Annotated in this window: 12 protein-coding genes; 5 read left to right on the top strand and 7 right to left on the bottom strand. The window is 75.5% G+C overall.

Annotated elements, in window-relative coordinates; translation table 11 throughout:
• Positions 1-38: 38 nt before the first annotated feature.
• Positions 39-3,482 (bottom strand): AAA family ATPase, encoded by a 3,444-nt coding sequence (locus tag O7599_RS19125; RefSeq protein WP_281616820.1) that lies wholly within the window; start codon positions 3,480-3,482, stop codon positions 39-41.
• 406 nt (positions 3,483-3,888) lie between these two features.
• Between O7599_RS19125 and rho the strand changes: the two genes are divergently transcribed.
• A complete protein-coding gene (gene rho / locus O7599_RS19120) occupies positions 3,889-5,091 on the top strand; it encodes a transcription termination factor Rho (RefSeq protein ID WP_281623436.1) in 1,203 nt (400 codons plus the stop codon).
• Between the two features lie 52 nt (positions 5,092-5,143).
• On the opposite strand, the gene O7599_RS19115 is transcribed toward rho, so the two are convergent.
• The gene (locus O7599_RS19115) at positions 5,144-7,723 is read right to left on the bottom strand and encodes an AAA family ATPase (RefSeq protein ID WP_281616819.1); all 2,580 of its coding nucleotides are present in this window, start codon (positions 7,721-7,723) and stop codon (positions 5,144-5,146) included.
• A gap of 123 nt (positions 7,724-7,846) precedes the next feature.
• Positions 7,847-8,467, bottom strand: a complete 621-nt coding sequence (locus O7599_RS19110; RefSeq protein ID WP_281616818.1) for a CGNR zinc finger domain-containing protein — start codon at positions 8,465-8,467, stop codon at positions 7,847-7,849.
• A gap of 136 nt (positions 8,468-8,603) precedes the next feature.
• Here O7599_RS19110 and O7599_RS19105 point away from each other — a divergent pair, with 136 nt between their 5' ends.
• On the top strand, positions 8,604-10,274 hold the full coding sequence (locus tag O7599_RS19105; RefSeq protein ID WP_281616817.1) for an MFS transporter: 1,671 nt from the start codon (positions 8,604-8,606) through the stop codon (positions 10,272-10,274).
• Positions 10,275-10,352: 78 nt separating this feature from the next.
• On the opposite strand, the gene O7599_RS19100 is transcribed toward O7599_RS19105, so the two are convergent.
• Positions 10,353-11,579: a lipase family protein gene (locus tag O7599_RS19100; protein WP_281616816.1), complete on the bottom strand. Its 1,227-nt coding sequence runs from the start codon at positions 11,577-11,579 to the stop codon at positions 10,353-10,355.
• Positions 11,580-11,957: 378 nt separating this feature from the next.
• Here O7599_RS19100 and O7599_RS19095 point away from each other — a divergent pair, with 378 nt between their 5' ends.
• Positions 11,958-12,821, top strand: coding sequence for a serine hydrolase (locus O7599_RS19095; RefSeq protein ID WP_281623435.1), 864 nt, complete (start codon positions 11,958-11,960; stop codon positions 12,819-12,821).
• 106 nt (positions 12,822-12,927) lie between these two features.
• On the opposite strand, the gene O7599_RS19090 is transcribed toward O7599_RS19095, so the two are convergent.
• Complete coding sequence (locus O7599_RS19090; RefSeq protein ID WP_281616815.1) at positions 12,928-14,337, bottom strand: SGNH/GDSL hydrolase family protein; 1,410 nt, start codon at positions 14,335-14,337, stop codon at positions 12,928-12,930.
• A 187-nt stretch (positions 14,338-14,524) separates the two neighbouring features.
• Between O7599_RS19090 and O7599_RS19085 the strand changes: the two genes are divergently transcribed.
• Both O7599_RS19085 and O7599_RS19080 read left to right on the top strand, forming a co-directional pair.
• Positions 14,525-15,547 (top strand): hypothetical protein, encoded by a 1,023-nt coding sequence (locus O7599_RS19085; protein ID WP_281616814.1) that lies wholly within the window; start codon positions 14,525-14,527, stop codon positions 15,545-15,547.
• A 204-nt stretch (positions 15,548-15,751) separates the two neighbouring features.
• Positions 15,752-16,675, top strand: a complete 924-nt coding sequence (locus O7599_RS19080; protein WP_281623434.1) for a glycoside hydrolase family 19 protein — start codon at positions 15,752-15,754, stop codon at positions 16,673-16,675.
• A gap of 61 nt (positions 16,676-16,736) precedes the next feature.
• On the opposite strand, the gene O7599_RS19075 is transcribed toward O7599_RS19080, so the two are convergent.
• Positions 16,737-17,717 (bottom strand): SDR family NAD(P)-dependent oxidoreductase, encoded by a 981-nt coding sequence (locus tag O7599_RS19075; RefSeq protein ID WP_281616813.1) that lies wholly within the window; start codon positions 17,715-17,717, stop codon positions 16,737-16,739.
• A 188-nt stretch (positions 17,718-17,905) separates the two neighbouring features.
• Positions 17,906-19,573 carry an FAD-binding protein gene (locus tag O7599_RS19070; RefSeq protein ID WP_281616812.1) on the bottom strand — a complete coding sequence of 556 codons (1,668 nt, stop codon included), beginning with the start codon at positions 19,571-19,573 and terminating at the stop codon, positions 17,906-17,908.
• Between the last annotated feature and the right edge of the window lie 68 nt (positions 19,574-19,641).

Below are 19,641 nucleotides of genomic sequence, written 5' to 3'. Positions count from 1 at the left end.
GGCCGCCGAGCCTGAGCACGCCGCCCGTGTCCGCGGCGTCACAGCCGCCAGGCGGGCGGGGGGTCCGGCGGGTGGTAGGTGCAGGTGGTGCCGGTGGAGAGGGACTGTCTGAGGTGGGCGGCCAGGTCCGGGTGGCCGTTCGCGATCTTGCGGAGGGCGTCGCGGATGCGGGCGCCCACCGCCTTGCGGGCGCGTTCCGCCTCGTCGCCGAGGCGGCGGGTGCGGCCCGCGAGGCCGGCGGCGGCGCGCAGTTCCTCCAGGAGCGCCGCCCGTTCGCGGTCGTACGCGGCGGCGCGCGTGTCGTCGCCCGTGGCGGTCGCGTGGTCGATCTCCTCGTCGAGGAGTTCCAGGCGGCTGCGGTAGCGGGACTTGGCCTCGGCGTCCAGCAGGGGGTCGCCGCCCATGCGGTGGGCGGCCACCACCTCCTCGCCGCCCTCCGGGTTGAGGAGGCGGACGGCGGGGACGTCGGTGCCGGGGGCGCCGAGCAGGGTGTGCAGGTCGCGCAGGCCCTTGGCGTCGGGGAGGTGCACGGTCCGGCCCGCGTACGTCAGGGTCCACACCCGGCCGTCGTAGCGGAACTCCGCGCCGGTGGGCGGGGGTGCGGGTGGTGTGGGCGCGGGGCGGGGGTTTTCTTCCGTGTCCAGCCTCATGCCCAGGCGGGCCGCTTCCTCCGCCGTCTCGCGCGCCAGCTTCTCCGCCGCCGGGTCGCCCTGTTCCCGTAGCACCCGCGCCAGCCCGTGCCGGGCCAGCACCGACCACGGGCGGGCCTGGAGCAGGTCCGCGGAGCGGCGCGCCTCGCGGAAGCCCTCGGCCGCCCGGGTCCAGCGGCCCTCCGCCGCGTCGACCAGCGCCAGCCAGTAGTCGACGGGCCCGCTCATGTCCCAGCCGTAGACCGCCACGAGCCATTGCCCGCGGTGCGGCGTCAGCGCGTCCCGTACCGCCGCGGACAGCTCCGGGTCCCGCGTCGCCGCCGCCGTCTCCGCCTCCAGCCGCAGCCACAGCGGGAAGAAGCCGCGATTCTGCTGCTCGTGGGTCGGCGGGCCCTCGGCGATCAGCCGCAGGGCGGGCTCCGTGTCGCCGCGGCGCAGCTCCGCCAGCGCCCGCAGTCCGGCCGGGAAGCCGTGCCCCGCCGTGCTGAGCCGCGCCGCCGCCTCGGCCGCCTCCGCGTACCGGCCCTGGAGCATCCGGATCGTCCACCAGTGGTGGTCGAGCAGCTCGATCCACTGCTCGTGCTCCTTGTCCCGGCCCAGCTCCACGACCTCCGCGAGGTACCGCTCGGCGGCGTCGAAGTCGCCGCGCAGCGCCGCGACCAGGCTCTGGTCCATCACCAGGCTGTGCCGGATGCTGGCGAGGTCGCTCTGCTCGGCGGCGGTGACGTAGTCGCGGTACGTGCCGGAGAAGCGCGGGTCGCCCAGCTCCAGCAGGGCCACCCAGCGCATCGCCACCGCGATGTGCCGCCCCGAGGGGTTGCCGGCCCGCTCGGCGAGCGTGATCAGCTCCTCCGTCAGCGCCAGCCGCTCGGCGGCCGTGCCCAGGCCCCAGATCGCGTTGTGCCGGGTCCACAGGCCGAAGCCCAACTGCTCGTCGTCCTGGCCGCGGCGGGCGCTGACGGACAGGGTGATGCTCAGCTCCGCCGCCATCTGGTCGGCCGACAGCTCCCCCGCCGAGCCTGCCGTTCCGCCGGCCGGCTCCGGCTGGGAGCTGCGGGCCAGCGCGCGGTGCGCCTCGTGGAGCAGCAGGCGGTTGGCGTCGAGCTGGTCCTGGGGGACCGTCGCGCAGTAGCCCTCGGCGCTGTAGACGCCGAGGGCGACGCGGGCCAGCATCTCGGGGTCGCCGTCGGCGCGGGCGACGCGCACCGCGCCGTCGAACAGCGGCCAGGCGTCGGCCGTCTTCCCCGCGTGCAGCAGCGCGCCGCCCAGGTCCAGCGCCGTCAGCAGCCGGCAGCGCGCCGACGTGCCGGCGGACCGCTCGTACGCCCGGCGCAGGTGCGTGAGGACCTCCTCGAACGCCAGCCTGGTGCCGGCGTCCTGCCCGGCGGCCCGCAGCAGCCCGACGGCCTGCTCGGCGGGCAGCTCGTCACCCGCGGCCCAGGCGTGCCGGGCGAGGTCGGCGGGGAAGACCTTCTCGCTCAGCGCGGGCGCGGCGTCGAGGGCCCGTACGACCGTCGCGTGCCGGCGGCGGGCCTCGGCGGGGTCCAGCTCCTCGTACAGCGTCTCGCGCACCAGGTCGTGCCCGAAGGCGAACGTGCCCGCGCCCCGCCCCACGACGAGCCGGGCGGCGACGGCGGTCTCCAGCAGCCGGTCGACGTGCCCGGGCGGCTTGCCGACGGCGGCGGCGAGGACCTGGCGGTGGAACTCGCGGCCGAGCACCGCGGCGGCGACCAGCAGCTCGGCGACCGGCGCCGGCAGCAGTCGCAGCCGGCGCTGCAGCGCATCGCGCACGCCGGGCGCCACGGCGTCCGCGGAGCCGCCGCCGGCCCAGAGGCGGGCGGTCTGCTCGATGAAGAACGGGTTGCCGCCCGTCCGCCGGTGCACCTCTGCGGCGAGCGCCTCGTCCGGGTCGCGGCCCGCGGTACGGGCCATGAGCCGGGCCGTGCCGGCGCGGTCGAGGCCGGTGAGGGTGAGGGTGGTGGCCTTGGCGACCAGCGGCGCGATCTGCTCGCGCAGCGGGTGCCCCGGGGTGTCGACCTCGGCGTCCCGGTACGTGCCGATGAGCAGCAGCCGCTCGAACCACGTGTGCTGCGCGGCGAACTCCAGCAGCCGCAGGGACGCGGGGTCCGCCCAGTGCAGGTCGTCGAGGACGACGATGACGGGGCGGAACTGCGAGACGGCGACCAGGGCGGTGGTGACGGCGTCGGCGAGATGGAAGGTGTCGGCGTACGGCCCGGGGCCGGCCGCGTCCCGCCCGGGGCCGGCCGGGGGGCCGGCGACGGCCGCGGGGTCGGTCACGTGGTCGTGCGCCCCCTCGCGGTGCGGACCGGCGTCATGGCCGTGGTCGTGGCCGTGGTCCGGCCCGTGGTCGTCGCCGCGAACCTCGCCGCGTACGTCGCCGTCCCGTACCCCGTCGCGGTCCCGTACGCCGTCGGGCGGGCCGTGCTCGTGCGGCGGCCCGTGCGCGCGCCGCCCCCCGCGGCCCTCCGCGCCGGTCGCGGCCGGGTCCCCGCCGAGCAGCACGTCCAGCCCGCTGCCCGCCGCCTCGCGGGCCCCCGCCCACTCCGCCGTCGGCACCCCGCGCCGCAGCGCCCGTACGACCTGGACCCACGGCCAGTACCCCGGCGCGCTCTCCGACGCCCAGCACGAGCCGCCGAGCACCAGCGTCCCGCGCCGTCGCGCGTCCGCCACCGCCGCGGTGACCAGCGACGTCTTGCCGATGCCCGGCTCACCCGTGACCAGCACGAGGCCCCCGTGGCTGTCCGCGGCCCGGTCGGCCTCGGCCCTGAGGACGCCCGCGGGGTGGTCGCGTCCGATGAGTGCAGCAGTCATGTCCCTAGCACTGTGACACGCGCCTGTGACAGCGGGGCAGCCCTTTTCCCCGGATGTACCGCTACGGGCCTGGTCGGCGGGCCCGTAGCGGCTCAGGGGAATGGCCGGGGGACGGGGAGTGTTACGCTGACATCAGCACCGAGTCGCGCCCACAGTCGGCGCCCGTGCTTCTTCACCACCGCGCTCCGGTTCTCCGTCGAGTCGCTGACTGACGCCGAGCGAGGTTGTTCCACCCTCCGCGGCCGCGCGTGCCCAAGCCGCGCCTCTGCCGCACATCCCACACACCTTTGGAACCGCGACACCGTCCGTGAAAGGACCGTGCATGACTACTACGACACCCACCAGCGCAGAAACCCAGGCGGCCACCGCCGTCCGGGCCGCGTCCGAACTCGCCGCGGTCGCCGGGGTGTTCGAGCCCGCGGGCAACAACGGGTTCCTGCGCGTCACCGGCCTGCAGCCGAGTGACGACGACGTCCAGGTGCCGGCGAACCTCGTCCGCCGCTTCGGCCTCCGCAAGGGCGACCTCGTGGAAGGCGGCGTCCTGCCCGCGACCGGCGCAGGCGCGCAGTCCGGCTCCGGCTCGGGCGCGAACTCCGGCTCGAATTCCGGCGCCAACTCCGGCTCCGGCAGGCGCCGAGACCGCGGCGCCGCCGCCGACCGGGACCGGCGGTCGAAGGCCCCGGCCCTCGCCCGCGTCGACCGCGTCGCCGGCCTCGACCCCCAGGACGCCGCCCGCCGCCCCCGCTTCGGCGACCTCGTACCTCTCCACCCCACCGAGCGGCTGCGCCTGGAGACCCCGGCCGGCCGGCTCACCAACCGCGTCGTCGACCTCCTCGCCCCCGTCGGCAAGGGCCAGCGCGGGCTGATCGTCGCCCCGCCCAAGACCGGCAAGACGATCCTGCTCCAGCACCTCGCCGACGCCATCGCCGTCAACCACCCCGAGTGCCACCTGATGGTCGTCCTCCTCGACGAACGTCCCGAGGAGGTCACGGACATGCGGCGGTCCGTACGCGCCGAGGTGATCTCCTCCACCTTCGACCGCCCCGCCCGCGAGCACGTCGCCGTCGCCGAGATGGCCGTGGAGCGCGCCAAGCGGATGGTCGAGGCCGGGCAGGACGTCGTGATCCTGCTCGACTCGCTGACCCGGCTGTGCCGCGCCGCCAACAACAGCGCCGGCGCCGGCGGCCGCACCCTCAGCGGCGGCGTGGACGCCTCCGCGCTGCTGATCCCCAAGAAGCTCTTCGGCGCCGCGCGCAACATCGAGGGCGGCGGCTCCCTGACGATCCTCGCCTCCGCGCTCGTCGAGACCGGCTCCCGCGCCGACGACTACTACTTCGAGGAGCTGAAGAGCACCGGCAACATGGAGCTGCGCCTGAGCCGCACGCTCGCCGAGCGGCGCATCTTCCCCGCCGTCGACGTCCACGCCTCCGGCACCCGCCGCGAGGAACTGCTCGCCGCCCCCGGCGAGGTCGCCCTGCTGCACCGGCTCCGCCGGGTGCTCGGCGACCGCGACGCCGTGCAGAGCATGGAGCTGCTGCTGGAGCGGATGAAGGAGAGCGGCGGCAACGCGGAGTTCCTGCTGCGCCTGGGGCGTACGACACCGGCGTGACGCGGGCGGGGCGCGACCGGCGTGACGCGGGCGGGGCGCGCGGCCGCAGCCCTCAGGCCGCTTCCGGCAGCGACGCGGGACCGCCCTCCGAGACCCGCATGCCCTCCGGCCGTACGAGCGCGCACACCAGCTCGCCGCTGTCCGCGTCCACGTCCGCCAGCACCGTGTCCCCGGGCCGTACCGACCCGTCCAGCAGCAGGTTCGCGATCCGGTTGTCCAGCTCCCGCTGGAGCGTGCGGCGCAGCGGCCGGGCGCCGAACTCCGGCTGGTGCCCGAGCGCGACGAGGCGCTCCTTCGCCGCCTCCGTCACCTCCAGGCCGACCTCCTGCGCGCGCAGCCGCCGCCGGCTGCGGTCCAGCAGCAGGTCCACCACCGAGGCGAGGTCCTCGGCCGTCAGCCCGTGGAAGATGATGACCTCGTCGATGCGGTTGAGGAACTCCGGCAGGAAGCGGGCGCGCAGGTCCTCCATCAGCTCGTCCCGGATCTCTTCTGCCCGCCCCTCGTGCGCCAGGATCCGCTGCGCGCCGATGTTCGACGTCATGATGACGACGGTGTTGCGGAAGTCGACGGTCCGCCCCTGGGCGTCCGTCAGCCGCCCGTCCTCCAGCACCTGGAGCAGCGCCGAGAAGACGTCCGGGTGCGCCTTCTCGATCTCGTCGAAGAGCAGCACGCTGTACGGGTGCCTGCGCACCTTCTCCGTCAACTGCCCGGCCTCCTCGTAGCCGACGTAGCCGGGCGGGGCGCCCAGCAGCCGGGAGACCGTGTGCCGCTCCTGGAACTCGCTCATGTCGAAGCGGATCATCCGGTTCTCGTCGCCGAACAGCAGGTCCGCCAGCGCCTTCGCCAGCTCCGTCTTGCCGACGCCGGTGGGGCCGAGGAAGAGGAACGAGCCCGTCGGCCGGTCCGGGTCGCTCATGCCGGCCCGCCCGCGGCGTACCGCCTCGGAGACCGCCACCACCGCCTCGTCCTGGCCGACGACCCGCTCGTGCAGCGCGTCCTCCAGCTTCAGCAGCTTGTCCTTCTCGCTCTCCGTCAACTGCGCGACGGGGATGCCGGTCGAGCGCGACAGGACCCCGGCGATGTCGTCCGCGGTCACCTCCCGCACGCCCTCGCGCCGCTCCTCGACGCCCGCCAGCTCCGCCTCCGTCTCGGCGATCCGCTCCTTGATCTGCGACGCCTTCTCGTACTTCTCCGCCGCGACCGCCTCGTCCTTCTCGCGGCGCAGCTTGGCGAGCCGGTCCTCGCGGTCGACGACCTCGGTGCTGCGGCCCATCGAGCGCAGCCGGACCCGCGCGCCCGCCTGGTCCACCAGGTCGATGGCCTTGTCGGGCAGGAAGCGGTCGGAGACGTAGCGGTCGGACAGCTCGGCGGCGGCGGTCAGCGCCTCCTCGGAGAAGCGGACCTGGTGGTGTGCCTCGTACGAGTCCCGCAGCCCTTCGAGGATCTGCACGGTCTCCGCCACGGTCGGCTCCGGCACCAGCACCGGCTGGAAGCGGCGCTCCAGCGCGGCGTCCTTCTCCACGTGCCTGCGGTACTCGCCGATCGTCGTGGCGCCGACGACGTGCAGCTCGCCGCGGGCGAGCGCCGGCTTGAGCATGTTGCCCGCGTCCATGGCGCCCTCGCCGCCGGCGCCTGCGCCGACGACCGTGTGCAGCTCGTCGATGAACAGGATCGTGCTGCTCTCGGCGCTCCGCACCTCCTCGATGACCTTCTTCAGCCGCTCCTCGAACTCGCCGCGGTACTTCGAGCCCGCGACCAGCCCGGCCAGGTCCAGCGCCACCACGCGCCTGCCGGAGAGCGTCTGCGGCACGTCGCCCGACTCGATGCGCTGCGCCAGGCCCTCCACGATGGCCGTCTTGCCGACGCCGGGTTCGCCGATGAGCACGGGGTTGTTCTTCGTACGGCGGGAGAGGATCTCGACGGTCTGCTCGATCTCCTCGGCGCGCCCCACGACGGGGTCGAGCCGGCCGGCGCGGGCCTCGGCGGTGATGTCGCGGCCGTACTCGTCCAGGGTCGGCGTGTCGCTCTGCGGCTGCGCGCGGCCCTGGCCGGTCCCGCCGGTTCTGCCGGGGGCCGCGGCGGGTCCGGCCTGGGGGCCGGTGGCGGCCTCCGCGGTGCTGCGGAGCCGGTCGGTGTCCGTGCCGTACGCGCCGAGCAGCCGGGCGGCGCCGGCGTCCGGGTCGTCGAGGAGGGCGCCGAGGATGTGCTCGGGGCCGATGTACGACGTGCCGGCGGCCTGCGAGCGGGCCACCGCGCCCCGCAGCACCCGCTTCGCGGCGGGTGTCAGCTCCGGCTCCGACGACGCCGCGCTCCCCTCCCCCGGCAGCGCTTCCGCGACGACCCGGGCCAGCTCGTCGGGGTCGGCCCCGGCGTGGGCGAGGACGGAGCGGGCGGGGTCCACCTGGGTGCAGGCCCAGAGCAGGTGCTCGGTGTCGAGGTCGACGCTGCCGTCCTCCTCGGCGCGGCGCTGGGCCCGGCCGATCAGCTCGCGCGCGGAGTCGGTGAGGAGGCGGCCGATGGGCACGCGCTGGACGGCGGGCGGTGAGGTGGCGGGGGACATGCCGAAGAAGCGGTTGAGCAGCTCGGAGAACGGGTCGGAGGAGCCGTGGGAGCCGAGGGGGGAGAGGGACATGGGGGAGTCTCCGCTGCGGTGGGTGGGGTGGTGCCCGGGCCTCACCCCACTGAAACAAGACCGGCGGAAGCGCGCAAACGGTACGAAGTGGGGCGGGGCGTGGCTGCTCGGGGTGGGCGCGGATCAGGCACGGGTCTGTCCGGCCCGCTTTGTCTGCTCTCCCTGCTCGGTCTGCTCTCCCCGCTCCCCCCGCCTGCGGCGGCGGTGGGCGGCGACGCGCGTACGGGACGCGCACGCCGGGGAGCAGTAGCGGCGGGCGCTGCCCGGCCCGGTGCCGAGGTAGAGGACGGTGCAGTCGGGTGCGGCGCACTCGCCCCAGGGCGGCTGCCCGTACTCGGTGAGGAGCTGCGCCAGCGCGAGCGCGCCGGAGGCGAGGAACCAGTCGGCCCAGCCGGCGTCCTCGCCGCGGTCCACGTGCAGGTGCCAGGGGTGGTCGCCGTGCCGGGAGAGCCGGGGCCGGGCGCCGCACTCCGCGAACACGGCGTTGAGCGCGGCGGCGGCGCGGTCCGCGTCGGGCTCGGTGAGCACGGCGGTCATGCGCCGGGCGGCGCCGCGCAGCGCGTCGGCGTCGGCGTCCGTGAAGGCGCCGGGCGCGAGGTCGGCGGGCGTCTCGCCGTGGGCGGCGAGGAGGCGGGCGAGGTCGGCGCGGGAGGTGCGCGGGTCGCGGCGGACGGCGTTGGCGACGTCGAGGAGGCGCTGGGCGGGGCGGAAGCCGTGGGCCGCGGGCGGGGGCGGCGGGGTCATCGAGGGCTCCTGGGCGGGCGAAGGCGATGGTAACGTCTTAGGATTATAAGCCGTTACGGAGCCGGGGTGGACGCCTGTCCGCGACGGGAATCGCGGGCAGGGGAAGCGGGACGGGACGCGCGGGAGGGGCGGGCGCATGGGGCGGGGAGTGCGGCGGTACCTGGCCACGGCCACCTGCGCCCGCCTCGCCGACGACGGCATGGCCGTCGCCGTCACGCTGCTCGCCCTCCACCGGACCGGCAGCGCCGCGCAGGGCGCGGCGGTGCTCGCGGCGTGGATGGCGCCGCACGCCGTCGCCGCCCCGCTGACGGGGGCGCTGGCCGCGCGGGCCCGGGGTGCGGGCGCGGCGTTCCACGTCGCGGCGCTCGGCGTCTTCGCGGCGGCCATCGCGGGCGTCGCGCTCACGCTCGGCCGCGCGCCGGTGCCGGTGGTGCTGGCGGTGGCGGCGCTGGGCGGCTGCTGCGGCCCGATGGTCACCGGCGGCCTGTCGAGCGTGCTCGCGGGCCTGGTCCCGGACACCGGCGCGCGCGCCCGCGCGTACGCCCTGGACGCGGCCACGTACAACGCGGCGGGCATCGCCGCCCCTGCGGCGGTGACGACGGCGGCGGGTCTGTGGGGCCCGGGCCCGGCGATGGCGACGCTGGTCGCCTCGGCGGCGGGCGCGGCGGGCCTGGCGACGACGCTGCGCCTGCCGCGCGGGGGCGGGGCAGGCCCGAACGCCCGGCCGGAGGAGGGGACTTCGGACGGCGGGCAGTCGTCCGGCGGGGGCGAGCCGGATGCGCGTGTGCTCGCGGCGGATGCCGGGCCGGGCGGAGAGCGTTCCGGGGCCGCGGCCGACCGCGCGGCGCCGGCGTGCACCGGACCCGTCCCGGGCCCCCGCCGGTGGCGGCTGCGTACCCGCGCCGCCGCGGACGACCCGAAGGACCGCTGCCCGTCGCCGCCCGGCCGGGAGGGCGCGAACGCGCGGCCGGACGGCAAGGCCGGGGACGCCCGGCCGTCGCTGAGCGAGGGCGCGGGGTCCGCCGGACCTCGGCCCGGCCGGGAGGAGGGCCGGTGGCGGCTGCGTACCCTCGCACGCGTACGCCGCCCGGACCGCCCGGACCACTCCGACCGTCCCGACGGCTCCGATCGACCCGACCTCTCCGACCGTCCCGACCCCTCCGACCACCCCGACCCTCCCGCCCGCCGCCCGCCGGGGCACGGGCTCTGGGGGGAACTTCTCGCGGGGCTGCGGGTGTTGTGGCGCGTGCCCGCGCTGCGGGGGATCACCGCCGCCACCTCGCTCGCCTTCGTCGGCGTCGGCGGCCTCGCCCCCGCCGCCGTGCTCCTCGCCGACCGGCGGGGCTATCCCGGCGGTGGCGGTGTGCTGCTCACCGTGCTGGCCGCCGGAGCCCTCGCCGGTGCGCTGGCCGCGGCGCGGCGGGCACCGGGCTCCTCCGACGTGCGGCTGGCGGCGGTCTGCCTCGTCGGTACGGGGGTGGCGCTGCTCGGTGCCGCCGCGGCGGCCCCGTACCCGCTGTGCGTGGCGCTCTTCGGCCTCGCCGGGCTCTGCGACGGGCCGCTGCTCGCCGCCACGCTGCGGATCCGCGCCGACCACGCGCCGCCCGCGGTCCGCACCCAGGTCTTCACCCTCGGCGCCGGGCTCAAGACCACCGCGGGTGCCGCCGGTGCGGCGCTCACCGCCGCCGCGGCGTCCGCGCTCTCGCCGGCGCAACTCCTCGCCGTCCTCGCCGCGCTCCAGCTCGCGGGCGCCGCGCTGCTGCGCGGAACCCCCCGTTCCGTACGGACGGCGGAACGGGGGGCGTGAGCGCGTACGGCCGGATCAGCGGTCGGCCGGATCAGCGGTCGGGCGGACAGCGGTCGGCCGGCCCGGCCGTGGGGCTGCTCAGCAGTCCGACGGTGCCGGCCCGCCCGCGAGCCGGCCCTCCAGCCACCCGTACGCCGCCGGATACGACGCCACCGCGCCGCCCACGTGCGTCGGCGCGACGTTCGTCGAGAAGTCCACCGTCGCGCCCTTCGCGCACCAGTCCGCGACCAGCTTCTTCCCGACCCCGTACGGAATGACGTCGTCCAGCATGCTGTGCGAGACGAACACCGGAACCTCCGGCTTCCGCACGCCGATCCGCTGCTCCCCGACGACCTCGCGCCAGGGCGAGTCCTCCATGTAGTCGGTGATCGGCCGGCCGTCGGCGGTCAGCGTCTTCGACTGCAGGAAGGGGTAGCGCAGCACGGCCTCCGCCGTGCACGTCTCCGCCGCCTCGGCCATCACCTGCCGGCCGCGGTCGTTGAGGTACGGGTCGAGGTCGACGTCCGAGCCCTCGGCGAGGCCGGCGACGGCGAAGCCGAGGAAGGCGGCGTACAGCGAGCCGTCGAGGTTGCGGCCGACCGCGGCCAGGTCCGCGGGGACCGCGCCCGCCGCGACGCCCTTGACGTCGAGGTCCGGCGCGTAGGAGCGGGCGAGTTCGGCGGCGGCGGCGGCCGCGCCGCCGCCCTGGGAGTAGCCGTAGACGGCGACGGGGCCGTCGTCGGGGAGGCCCGCGGCGGCCAGGCGCTGCGCGGCGCGGACGGAGTCGAGGACGGCGTGGCCCTGGACGGCGCGGTTCATGTACGTGTGCAGGCCGGGGGTGCCGAGCCCCTCGTAGTCGGTCATGGCGATGCCGTAGCCGCGGGCGAGCAGGCCCTTGACGAACAGGCCCTCGTACTCGGTGCCGTTGGCGAGCTGGCGCGACGGCGCGCACTGGTCGCCGAGGCCCTGGGTGCCGGCGGCGTACCCGATGACGGGACGCTCGCCGGAGCCCCGCCAGGCGGACTTCGGGGTGATGACGGTGCCGGTGACGGCGACGGGTGCGCCGCGGCCGTCGGTGGAGCGGTACATGACGCGCTGGACGTTCGCGTCGACCTTGAGGGTCTTGAGCGGGTCGAGGTAGTAGACGGACGGCTCGGAGCGGATGACGTCGCCGTTGTCCGCGGGGAGCGCGGCGGGCGGCTCGTAGAACGGCGGCCGTTCCCCGGCCGCGGTGGCGGTGAGCGGCAGGGCGACGGTGGCGGCGACTGCCGCGGCGGTGGTGCCGGCGAGCGTGCCGAAGGCACGCCGGAGGGTTCGGCTATGCATGTGGGCAACTCCTCGGAGGGCGACTCTGCCAACAGAAGTTACTGACCTGTCAGTAAGGAAGCGCGCTCTTCGCGGACATGTCAACCCTCCGCGCACGTACGGCACATCGGGAACCGCAGGAATCACACCCGTCGTCGTACATCCATCGAGCCCTCTCGTGAGTCGGGAGAAGGAGCGGCGCAGCCGCCGCGCCCGCCGTGAGGCTCACGCCGGCGCCGCGCGCGACGCGCAAGCGCGCCGCGCACCGACATTCGGAGCATCGGAGCAACTGCCTTGACAACAACAGAACACAGCGTCCGCCCGCGCCGCACGGGCACCCGGTTCCGTAAGACGACGGCCGGGGTCGTGGCCGCGGGTGCCGTGCTGGCCGTGGCCCCGATGGCCGCGCCGGCGAACGCGGCCGAGGCCGCCGCGGCGCCCAGCGTCTCGGCCAAGGGCGCGTTCCTGGTGGACGGGTCGGGCGCCAAGGTCTTCGGCAAGGGGTCCGACACCAAGCGGCAGATCGCCAGCACCACGAAGATCATGACCGCGCGCGTGGTGCTCAGCCAGCCGAACCTGAACCTCGACAAGAAGGTCACCATCAAGCAGGCGTACCGCGACTACGTCGTCAACAAGGGCGCCAGCACCGCCGATCTGAAGACCGGCGACAAGGTCGCCGTCGGCACGCTGCTGTACGCGATGATGCTCCCCTCCGGCTGCGACGCCGCGTACGCGCTGGCCGACACGTACGGCTCGGGCAGCACGACCTCGGCGCGGGTGAAGTCGTTCATCAAGAAGATGAACGCCAAGGCCGACTTCCTGGGGATGACGAACACCAAGTTCGACTCCTTCGACGGCATCTCCGCCACCGGCAACAACTACTCGACACCGCGCGACATGGCGAAACTGGCGAAGAGCGCGTACAACTACTCCGGCAAGTTCCGCGAGATCATCTCCAAGACGAAGGCCGTGCGCTACGCCACCGCCAGCAACGGCAACCGCCGCACGTACACCTGGTACAACACCAACCAGCTCCTCGGCTCCTACAGCGGCGCCAACGGCATGAAGACCGGCACCACCACCCCGTCCGGCCCGTGCCTGGTCTTCACCGCCAAGCGCGGCAGCAAGACGTACATCGGCGTGGTCCTCAACGCCAGCGACCGCTACAAGGACGCGGCGAAGCTCCTGGACTACGGCTTCGGCAGCCGCACCGCCAGCACGATGAAGCTCCGCCAGCTCCCGGAGAACGCCCAGCGCGACTGACCCGTCGGCCCGTACGGGATGACAACGGAGCGAAAGGGGCCGGCCCGCGGCGTCGAGACGACGCCGCGGGCCGGCCCTCGTGCGGCTCGCGTGGGACGCGCGCGGATCAGGTGAACAGGCGCAGGGGTATCGCTTCCGCCATCGCCGCCATGCCCGCGTCGTTCGGGTGCAGGCCGTCGCCGCTGTCGTACGCCGCCAGCAGGCGGCCCGGGTGCGCCGGGTCGCGGGTGGCCGCGTCGAAGTCGACGGTGCCGTCGTACTCGCCGCCGGTGCGGATCCACTCGTTCAACGCCTGGCGTACCTCCTCCCGCTCCGGGGTGTAGAAGCCGAGGTCGTCGCCCTCCACCGGCAGGATCGTCGCGCCGTGGATGCGCAGGCCGCGGGCGTGGGCCTGGCGGATGAGGCTGCGGTGGCCGGTGATGAGCTCGGCGGCGGTGACCTCCTCGTCGCGGGGCGCGTCGCGGCCGGGGTGGCCGAGGTCGTTGATGCCGAGGAGGACGACGACGTGCCGGGCGGCCGGCTGGTCCAGGACGTCGCGGGCGAAGCGGCGGATGCCGGCCTCGCCGAAGTACGGGGCGTAGTTCTCGGCGTTGGAGCCGGGCGGCGGGTTGGGGTCGCGCAGGAGGCGGTTGCCGCCGATGCCGGCGTTGAGGACGCCGGTGCCGGTGCGGCCCGCCTCGTCGCGGAGGCGGCGGGCGAGGACGTCGGGCCAGCGGCGGTTGGCGCCGACGGTGGTGGCGGAGCCGTCCGTGATGGAGTCGCCGAAGGTGACGATCGCCTGGCGGGATCCGGTGCCGGCGCCGGCGTCCGCGCCGGGCGCCGCGCCGGTGACGGCGACGCCGGCGAGGAAGTACCAGCTCGTGACGGTGCGTTCGGGGTCGACGGCCGGCTTCGCGGCGACGTTCCCGGCGGCGACGTGGTTGCGCTGGAACGCCGACCTGTGCACCGTGCCGCCCGGCGTCGGCCGCGGCAGGTAGACGCTGACGGCGAGGTCCGCGGCGGTCGGCACCTCCAGCGACACCGGGTCGCTCCACCGCCGGGTGCCGGGCGCCAGCGTCACCGGCGTACGGCCGCCGAAGCGCACCGCGCGGTCGGTGCCGGGTAGGACGGCGGTGCTGTCGCCGGGGACGGAGAGGGCGACGCGGACCTCGCCGACGACGAGGGGCTCGGTGCCGTACTGGTTGGTGAGGCGGATACGCAGCGCGCGTCCGCCGGCGCTGGTGTGGACGACCTGGCGCAGGGTCTGGTCGGCGAAGGCGGTGGTGTCGACCGCGGGCACGGTCGTCTCGGCGGCGGCCCAGGTGCCGGTCCAGCCCCGGCTCCGGGCGCTGACCGCCTCCGCGGCGGAGGCGGCGGACGCGGTGAGCGTCTGCCACGTACCGGCGAGGGCGGGGGTGGCGGCGGCCGCGACGGCGGCGCGGCCGAGGGTGCGTCTGCTGGGGCCGCGTCTGCCGGAGCCGCGGGCGCCGGCGGGGTCGACTGAGGGGTCGGCTGAGGGGGTGGCTCCTTCGGACACGTGCGGACCTCCCGGCTCGGCGGTCGGGGCACGGTCGACGAGCCCGCCGTCGAACGGGGGGTCGATCCGGACGTCCGACCGGCTGAGAAACCAAACGGAAGGACGGTACGACCGCTCCCGCCGGCCGTCAACGGGGCCTCCCCGCCTGCTCATCCGGGTTGTCGGACCCGTCCACTACTCTGCCCGGATGTCTGACGAACGTCTGATTCTGAGCAGCTCGGTGCCCGGCGAATCCCGGATCGACGACCTTGCCGTGGTCGACGTGGACGGTGCGCCTCTGGTGGTGTGCGCCGGCTACTCCTCGCTGTGGACCTGGGCCCCCGTGCCCGACGAGTGGCGGGAGCGGCCGTTGGCGTACGCCTTCGCCGGGGACCCGCTCGCCGCCGAGTACCCGGACGCCCAGAACGACGTCGACTCGGTCGCCGTGGCCGTTTCCGAGGGGCGCCTGGTGGTCGCCGCCGGCGGCGACGAACAGGGAGCGGCCATCTGGGACCTGGACAGCGGCGAGTTGCTCCGCGGGACGACCTACAACGAGCCCTACGTCTCGTCCCTCGCCACGGTGAAGGGCGAGGGGCCGCCGCTGTTCGCGGCGAGCAGCGGGGTCCACTGGGACGGAGTCCGGGTGTGGGGGCCGTCCGGCGAGGAGTCCGAGGTGGAGCTGGACGCCGGTCCCGTCTGGGGTCTCGCCACCGCACACCTCGACGGGTGCGCGCTGGTCGCCGGGGGCGGGGAGGAAGGGGTGGAGGTGTGGGACGCGGAGAACGGCGAGCAGGTCGCGTCCTTCTACGTCGACGAGGAGGAGCGGGCCTACGCCGTCGCGTTCTCCCGGCTCGACGGTCGTCCGGTCGTCGTGGCGGGCACGGACCAGGGCAAGGTGTACGTGTTCGACCTGTCCGGAGACGGAGACGGAGACGGGGACGGGGGCTGGGACGGAGACGAGGACCCGCTCCACGAACCGTTCACCGGTCACGAGGGCGGCATCAACGCCCTGGACGTCGCCGTGGCCGGCGACCGCGCGGTCGCGGTGACCGCCGGCGAGGACGGGACCGTACGGATCTGGGACCTCGCCGGCGGCGGGCAGGTGGGGCCGCCGCTGACCGGCCACAAGTGGAGCGTGGAAGCCGTGGTGGTCACCACGATGCAGGAGCGCACGGTCGCCGTGAGCGCCGACCGGGACGGCGTCGTACGCGTCTGGGACCTGACCCTCTGACAAGGGGCCCGGCGAGCCGACCGGTCGGCGACGATCCCCGCCGTACGCCCCTGTCGGCGCCGTCCGGCACCGGCGCGCCCGCCGCGTGCTGAACCTGGGGGTATTTGTTGGTCTAGACCTTGACAGGTCCAGACCAATGGGCTTTGCTCCACCATGCCAGCAACACCCCCATTGACAGGATGTGATGACGTGTCAGCCAAACACGTGCACGTACACCTGCACCGCAGACTCGGCAGACGGATCAGGGGCATCGTCGCGGCCCTCGCCGCGGCGGCCGTCCTCGCCGTGCTCGTCCCGCTCGCCACCGCCACCCCCGCCAGTGCCGCCGCCTGCGCGGCGGGCTGGAGCAGCGGCTCCGTCTACACCCAGGGCAACGTCGTCTCCCACAACGGCCACAACTGGCAGGCCAAGTGGTGGACCCAGGGCGAGGAGCCCGGCACCACCGGGCAGTGGGGCGTCTGGGCCGACCAGGGCGCCTGTGACGGGGGCGGCGACCCCGGTCCCGGGCCCGGCGGCTTCGTGACGGAGGCCCAGTTCAACCAGATGTTCCCGGGCCGGAACTCGTTCTACACGTACAGCGGCCTCACCACCGCCATGAGCGCCTACCCCGCCTTCGCCAACACCGGCGACGCCACCACCAAGGCTCGCGAGGCCGCCGCCTTCCTCGCGAACGTCAGTCACGAGACCGGTGGCCTCGTCCACATCGTCGAGCAGAACCAGGCCAACTACCCCCACTACTGCGACTGGAGCCAGCCCTACGGCTGCCCCGCGGGTCAGGCCGCGTACTACGGCCGCGGGCCCATCCAGCTCAGTTGGAACTTCAACTACAAGGCCGCCGGCGACGCGCTGGGCATCAACCTGCTGAACGACCCCTGGCAGGTGGAGCGGAACGCGGCCGTCGCGTGGAAGACCGGCCTGTGGTACTGGATGACCCAGTCCGGCCCCGGCACGATGTCCGGGCACCGGGCGATGACCAGCGGCGCCGGCTTCGGTGAGTCGATCCGCTCGATCAACGGCGCCCTGGAGTGCAACGGCGGCAACCCCGCCCAGGTGCAGAGCCGCATCAACAAGTACACGCAGTTCACGCAGATCCTCGGCGTCACCCCGGGCCCGAACCTGAGCTGCTGACCGCCGCCCCGTCCCCCTGATCGCGACGGGCCCGCGCCTTCTCGCGCGGGCCCGCCGCCGCTCATTCCGGCAGTCCGACGAGCCCCGCGCTGTCGGCCCACAGCGACTCCGCCAGCGTGTCGCTGCGCGCCGCCGCCGAGGGATCCGGCCAGCCCAGCCGGTCGCGGCGCAGCGCGGCGTACGTGCGCCCGCGCGGTGGCGTCGTGCGCTTGAGGGCCAGGTCCGCCAGGCAGCGGCCCGCGCCCGTACGGGAGTTGAGGTTGCGGCCGAACCGCCGCAGCGGGGCGCCGACCGGGGTGCCCAGCACCGCCCAGGCCAGCCGCAGCGGCGCCGACTTGTCCCGCATCAGACCGGTGCCGAAGACCTGGCCGGGGTCGTACGCCAGGACGGTGAGTCCGCGGTCGCCGGCCTCGGGGCGGGCGGCCAGGGCGCGGGCGGTGAGGACCGCGCACAGCTTGGCCGCGGTGTACGCGTGCTCGCCCGCCCGGCGGGCCCGCGGGTCGCGGCCGGGGTCGCGGTCGGGATGCGCCAGCAGCGCCGCGTCCGCGTGCCGCGGGAGCGCCAGCGACGCGCCGGTGGCGGGGTCGTGCGTGCCGCTCGTGGTGAGCGAGACGAACGCGCCGTCGGCGAGGTCGGGCAGCAGGAGCCGCAGCAGCAGGTAGTGCGCCAGGTGGTTGACGGCGAACGTCGTCTCGAAGCCGTCGGCCGTGCGCCCGTCGGCGTCGGGGCGGATCAGGCCGGCGTTGAGGACGAGAGCGTCGATGCGCGCGCCGCCGAGGCGTTCGCGTACGGCGGTGGCGAAGGCCCGTACGGAGGCCAGCTCGGCGAGGTCGAGCGGCACGGGCTCGGTGTCGGCAGCGGAGCCGGGGTCGGCGGCGGTGCCGGGAGCGGAGCCGGCGTCGGGAGAGGTGCCCGTGCGCGGGGCAGCCGCCGCGCGCCGCGCCCCCAGGAGCAGCCGTACGTCGCCGGCCGCGGCGATCCGCTCGGCGGCGAGGGCGCCGAAGCCCGACGTGCCTCCGGTCATCACCACGGTCGTCGTCACGGCGCTCTCCGATCGCCTGGGCTCCCCGGGCGCCGGGGCCGGCCCGGTGCGATCCTACGGCGCCACCCGCGCGCCGCGGCGTGCTCCGGCTCGGCGGCTTCCGCCGTGCGAGCCGGCACTCGGCGACGCCGCCGCCCGCGCGCCCGTACCCCCGTCCCGGGCGCGCGGGTGGCCGGTTCGCCGCGCCCTCAGGCCGGTGGCCGGACGGACAGCCCGTGGTGGAACACGTTCAGCGGGTCCCAGCGCTCCTTGGCGCGCCGCAGCCGCGCGTAGCCGGCGTCGCCGAAGTACAGCCTGTGCCACGGCGTACCGGACGAGTTGTGGCCGGGGTCGGCGAGGTCGTTGTCCGGGTAGTTGATGAACGTGCCGCTGTCGTCCCTGCCCGCCGGTACGCCCCCGGAATCCGCGTATACCTTGTCGTACAGCTCGCGCGTCCACTTCAGTTGCCGCTCGTCCTCCCCCTCGTCCATCCAGCCCGTCAGGAAGCCGACGAGGAAGACGGAGTCGCGGTGCGGCATCGCCGTCGCGCCGGGCGCCACGGCGTTGACCTGTCCGCCGTAGGTGTTGATGAAGACGGTGCCGAAGGGGTTGTCGTACGCGGGGTCGGTGAGGGCCCGGTAGAGGGTGGTGAGCTGGGCGGCGGAGTAGCCGCGGCGGCGATAGCCCGACTTGATCTTCATGCGGCTGGTGAACGGCCCGGCGTCGGCGCCGCCGGTGTGCAGCGTCGCGGCCAGCCACGGCATCGTCGTCGCCTCCCGCTCGGGCCGCGGTACGCCCCGGCCCCGGGTCAGCGCGCGCTCCAGATCGTCCAGCAGCCGGCGCGCGGTGGCGTCGTCGGCGGCGACCTGCCCGGCGATGCCGAGGGTGCCGGCCGGCGAGGCGGACATGGCGAACTCGCCGTAGAGCGCGGCGGCGGGAGAGCCGGGCGCCGAGTTGCGCTCGGCCCAGCGGCCGTAGTTGCGCATGAGGGTGACGAAGCCGTCCTCGTCGAGGTCGGCCCAGCGCCAGCCGAGGGAGTAGCGCAGGACGGTGGCCGGCGGGCGCGGCAGCAGCGCACCGGGGTCCGCCCCCAAGGCGGCGGCCGGGGAGCGGAACCAGTACCGGGTGACGACGCCGAAGCTGCCGCCCCCGCCCCCGGTGTGCGCCCACCACAGGTCGCGGTGCGGGTCCGACGCCTCCCGGGTGGCGACGACACTGCGCGCCCGGCTCGACCCGTCGACCACGACGACCTCGACGGCGTACAGGTGGTCCACGGTCAGCCCGTACAGCCGGCACAGCGCGCCGTATCCGCCGCCCGCGACGTGCCCGCCGGCGCCCACGCCGGTGCAGGTCCCGCCGGGAACGGTGACGCCCCAGCCGAGGAACAGCCGCCGGTACGCCTCGCCGAGGGTGGCGCCGGCCTCGACGAAGAAGGCGCGGCGGCGGCGGTCGAAGCCGGCGGCGCGCATCCCGCTCATGTCGATGATCACCTCGGTCCCCGGGTGGTCGACGAAGTCCTCGAAGCAGTGCCCGCCGCTGCGCACGGCGACGCGCCGCCCGTCGCGTACGGCGTCGTCCACGGCGCGTACGACGTCGGCGGTGGTGCCGACGAGGCGGATCCGGTCGGGGCGGGAGGCGTGGCGGTGGTTGTAGCCGCGGAGCCGGAGGGAGGCGTAGCGGGGGTCGTCGGGGCGTACGGTCACGGGGCCGAAGGCGGCGCCGGCGTGCGGGGCCTCGGGGGTCCGGGCCGCGGCGGCCCGGGCCGCGGCGGCCCGGGGCCCGGCCTGCGCCGGGCCCGCGGCGTACGCGGCGGCCGGTGCGGCCACGGCGGCCGCGGCACCGGCGCGCAGCACGTGGCGACGGGTGGATGCGGACATGGCGGCGGGTCTCCTCGCGACGGTCCGGGGGGACTTCCGACGCTAAGGACCCGCCGCACGCGGGGACA

The organism is Streptomyces sp. WMMC500 (assembly GCF_027497195.1).
Taxonomy (GTDB): Bacteria; Actinomycetota; Actinomycetes; order Streptomycetales; family Streptomycetaceae; genus Streptomyces.
Note: the sequence above shows the minus strand (reverse complement) of the source record. Positions and strands in the feature narration are given on the sequence as shown.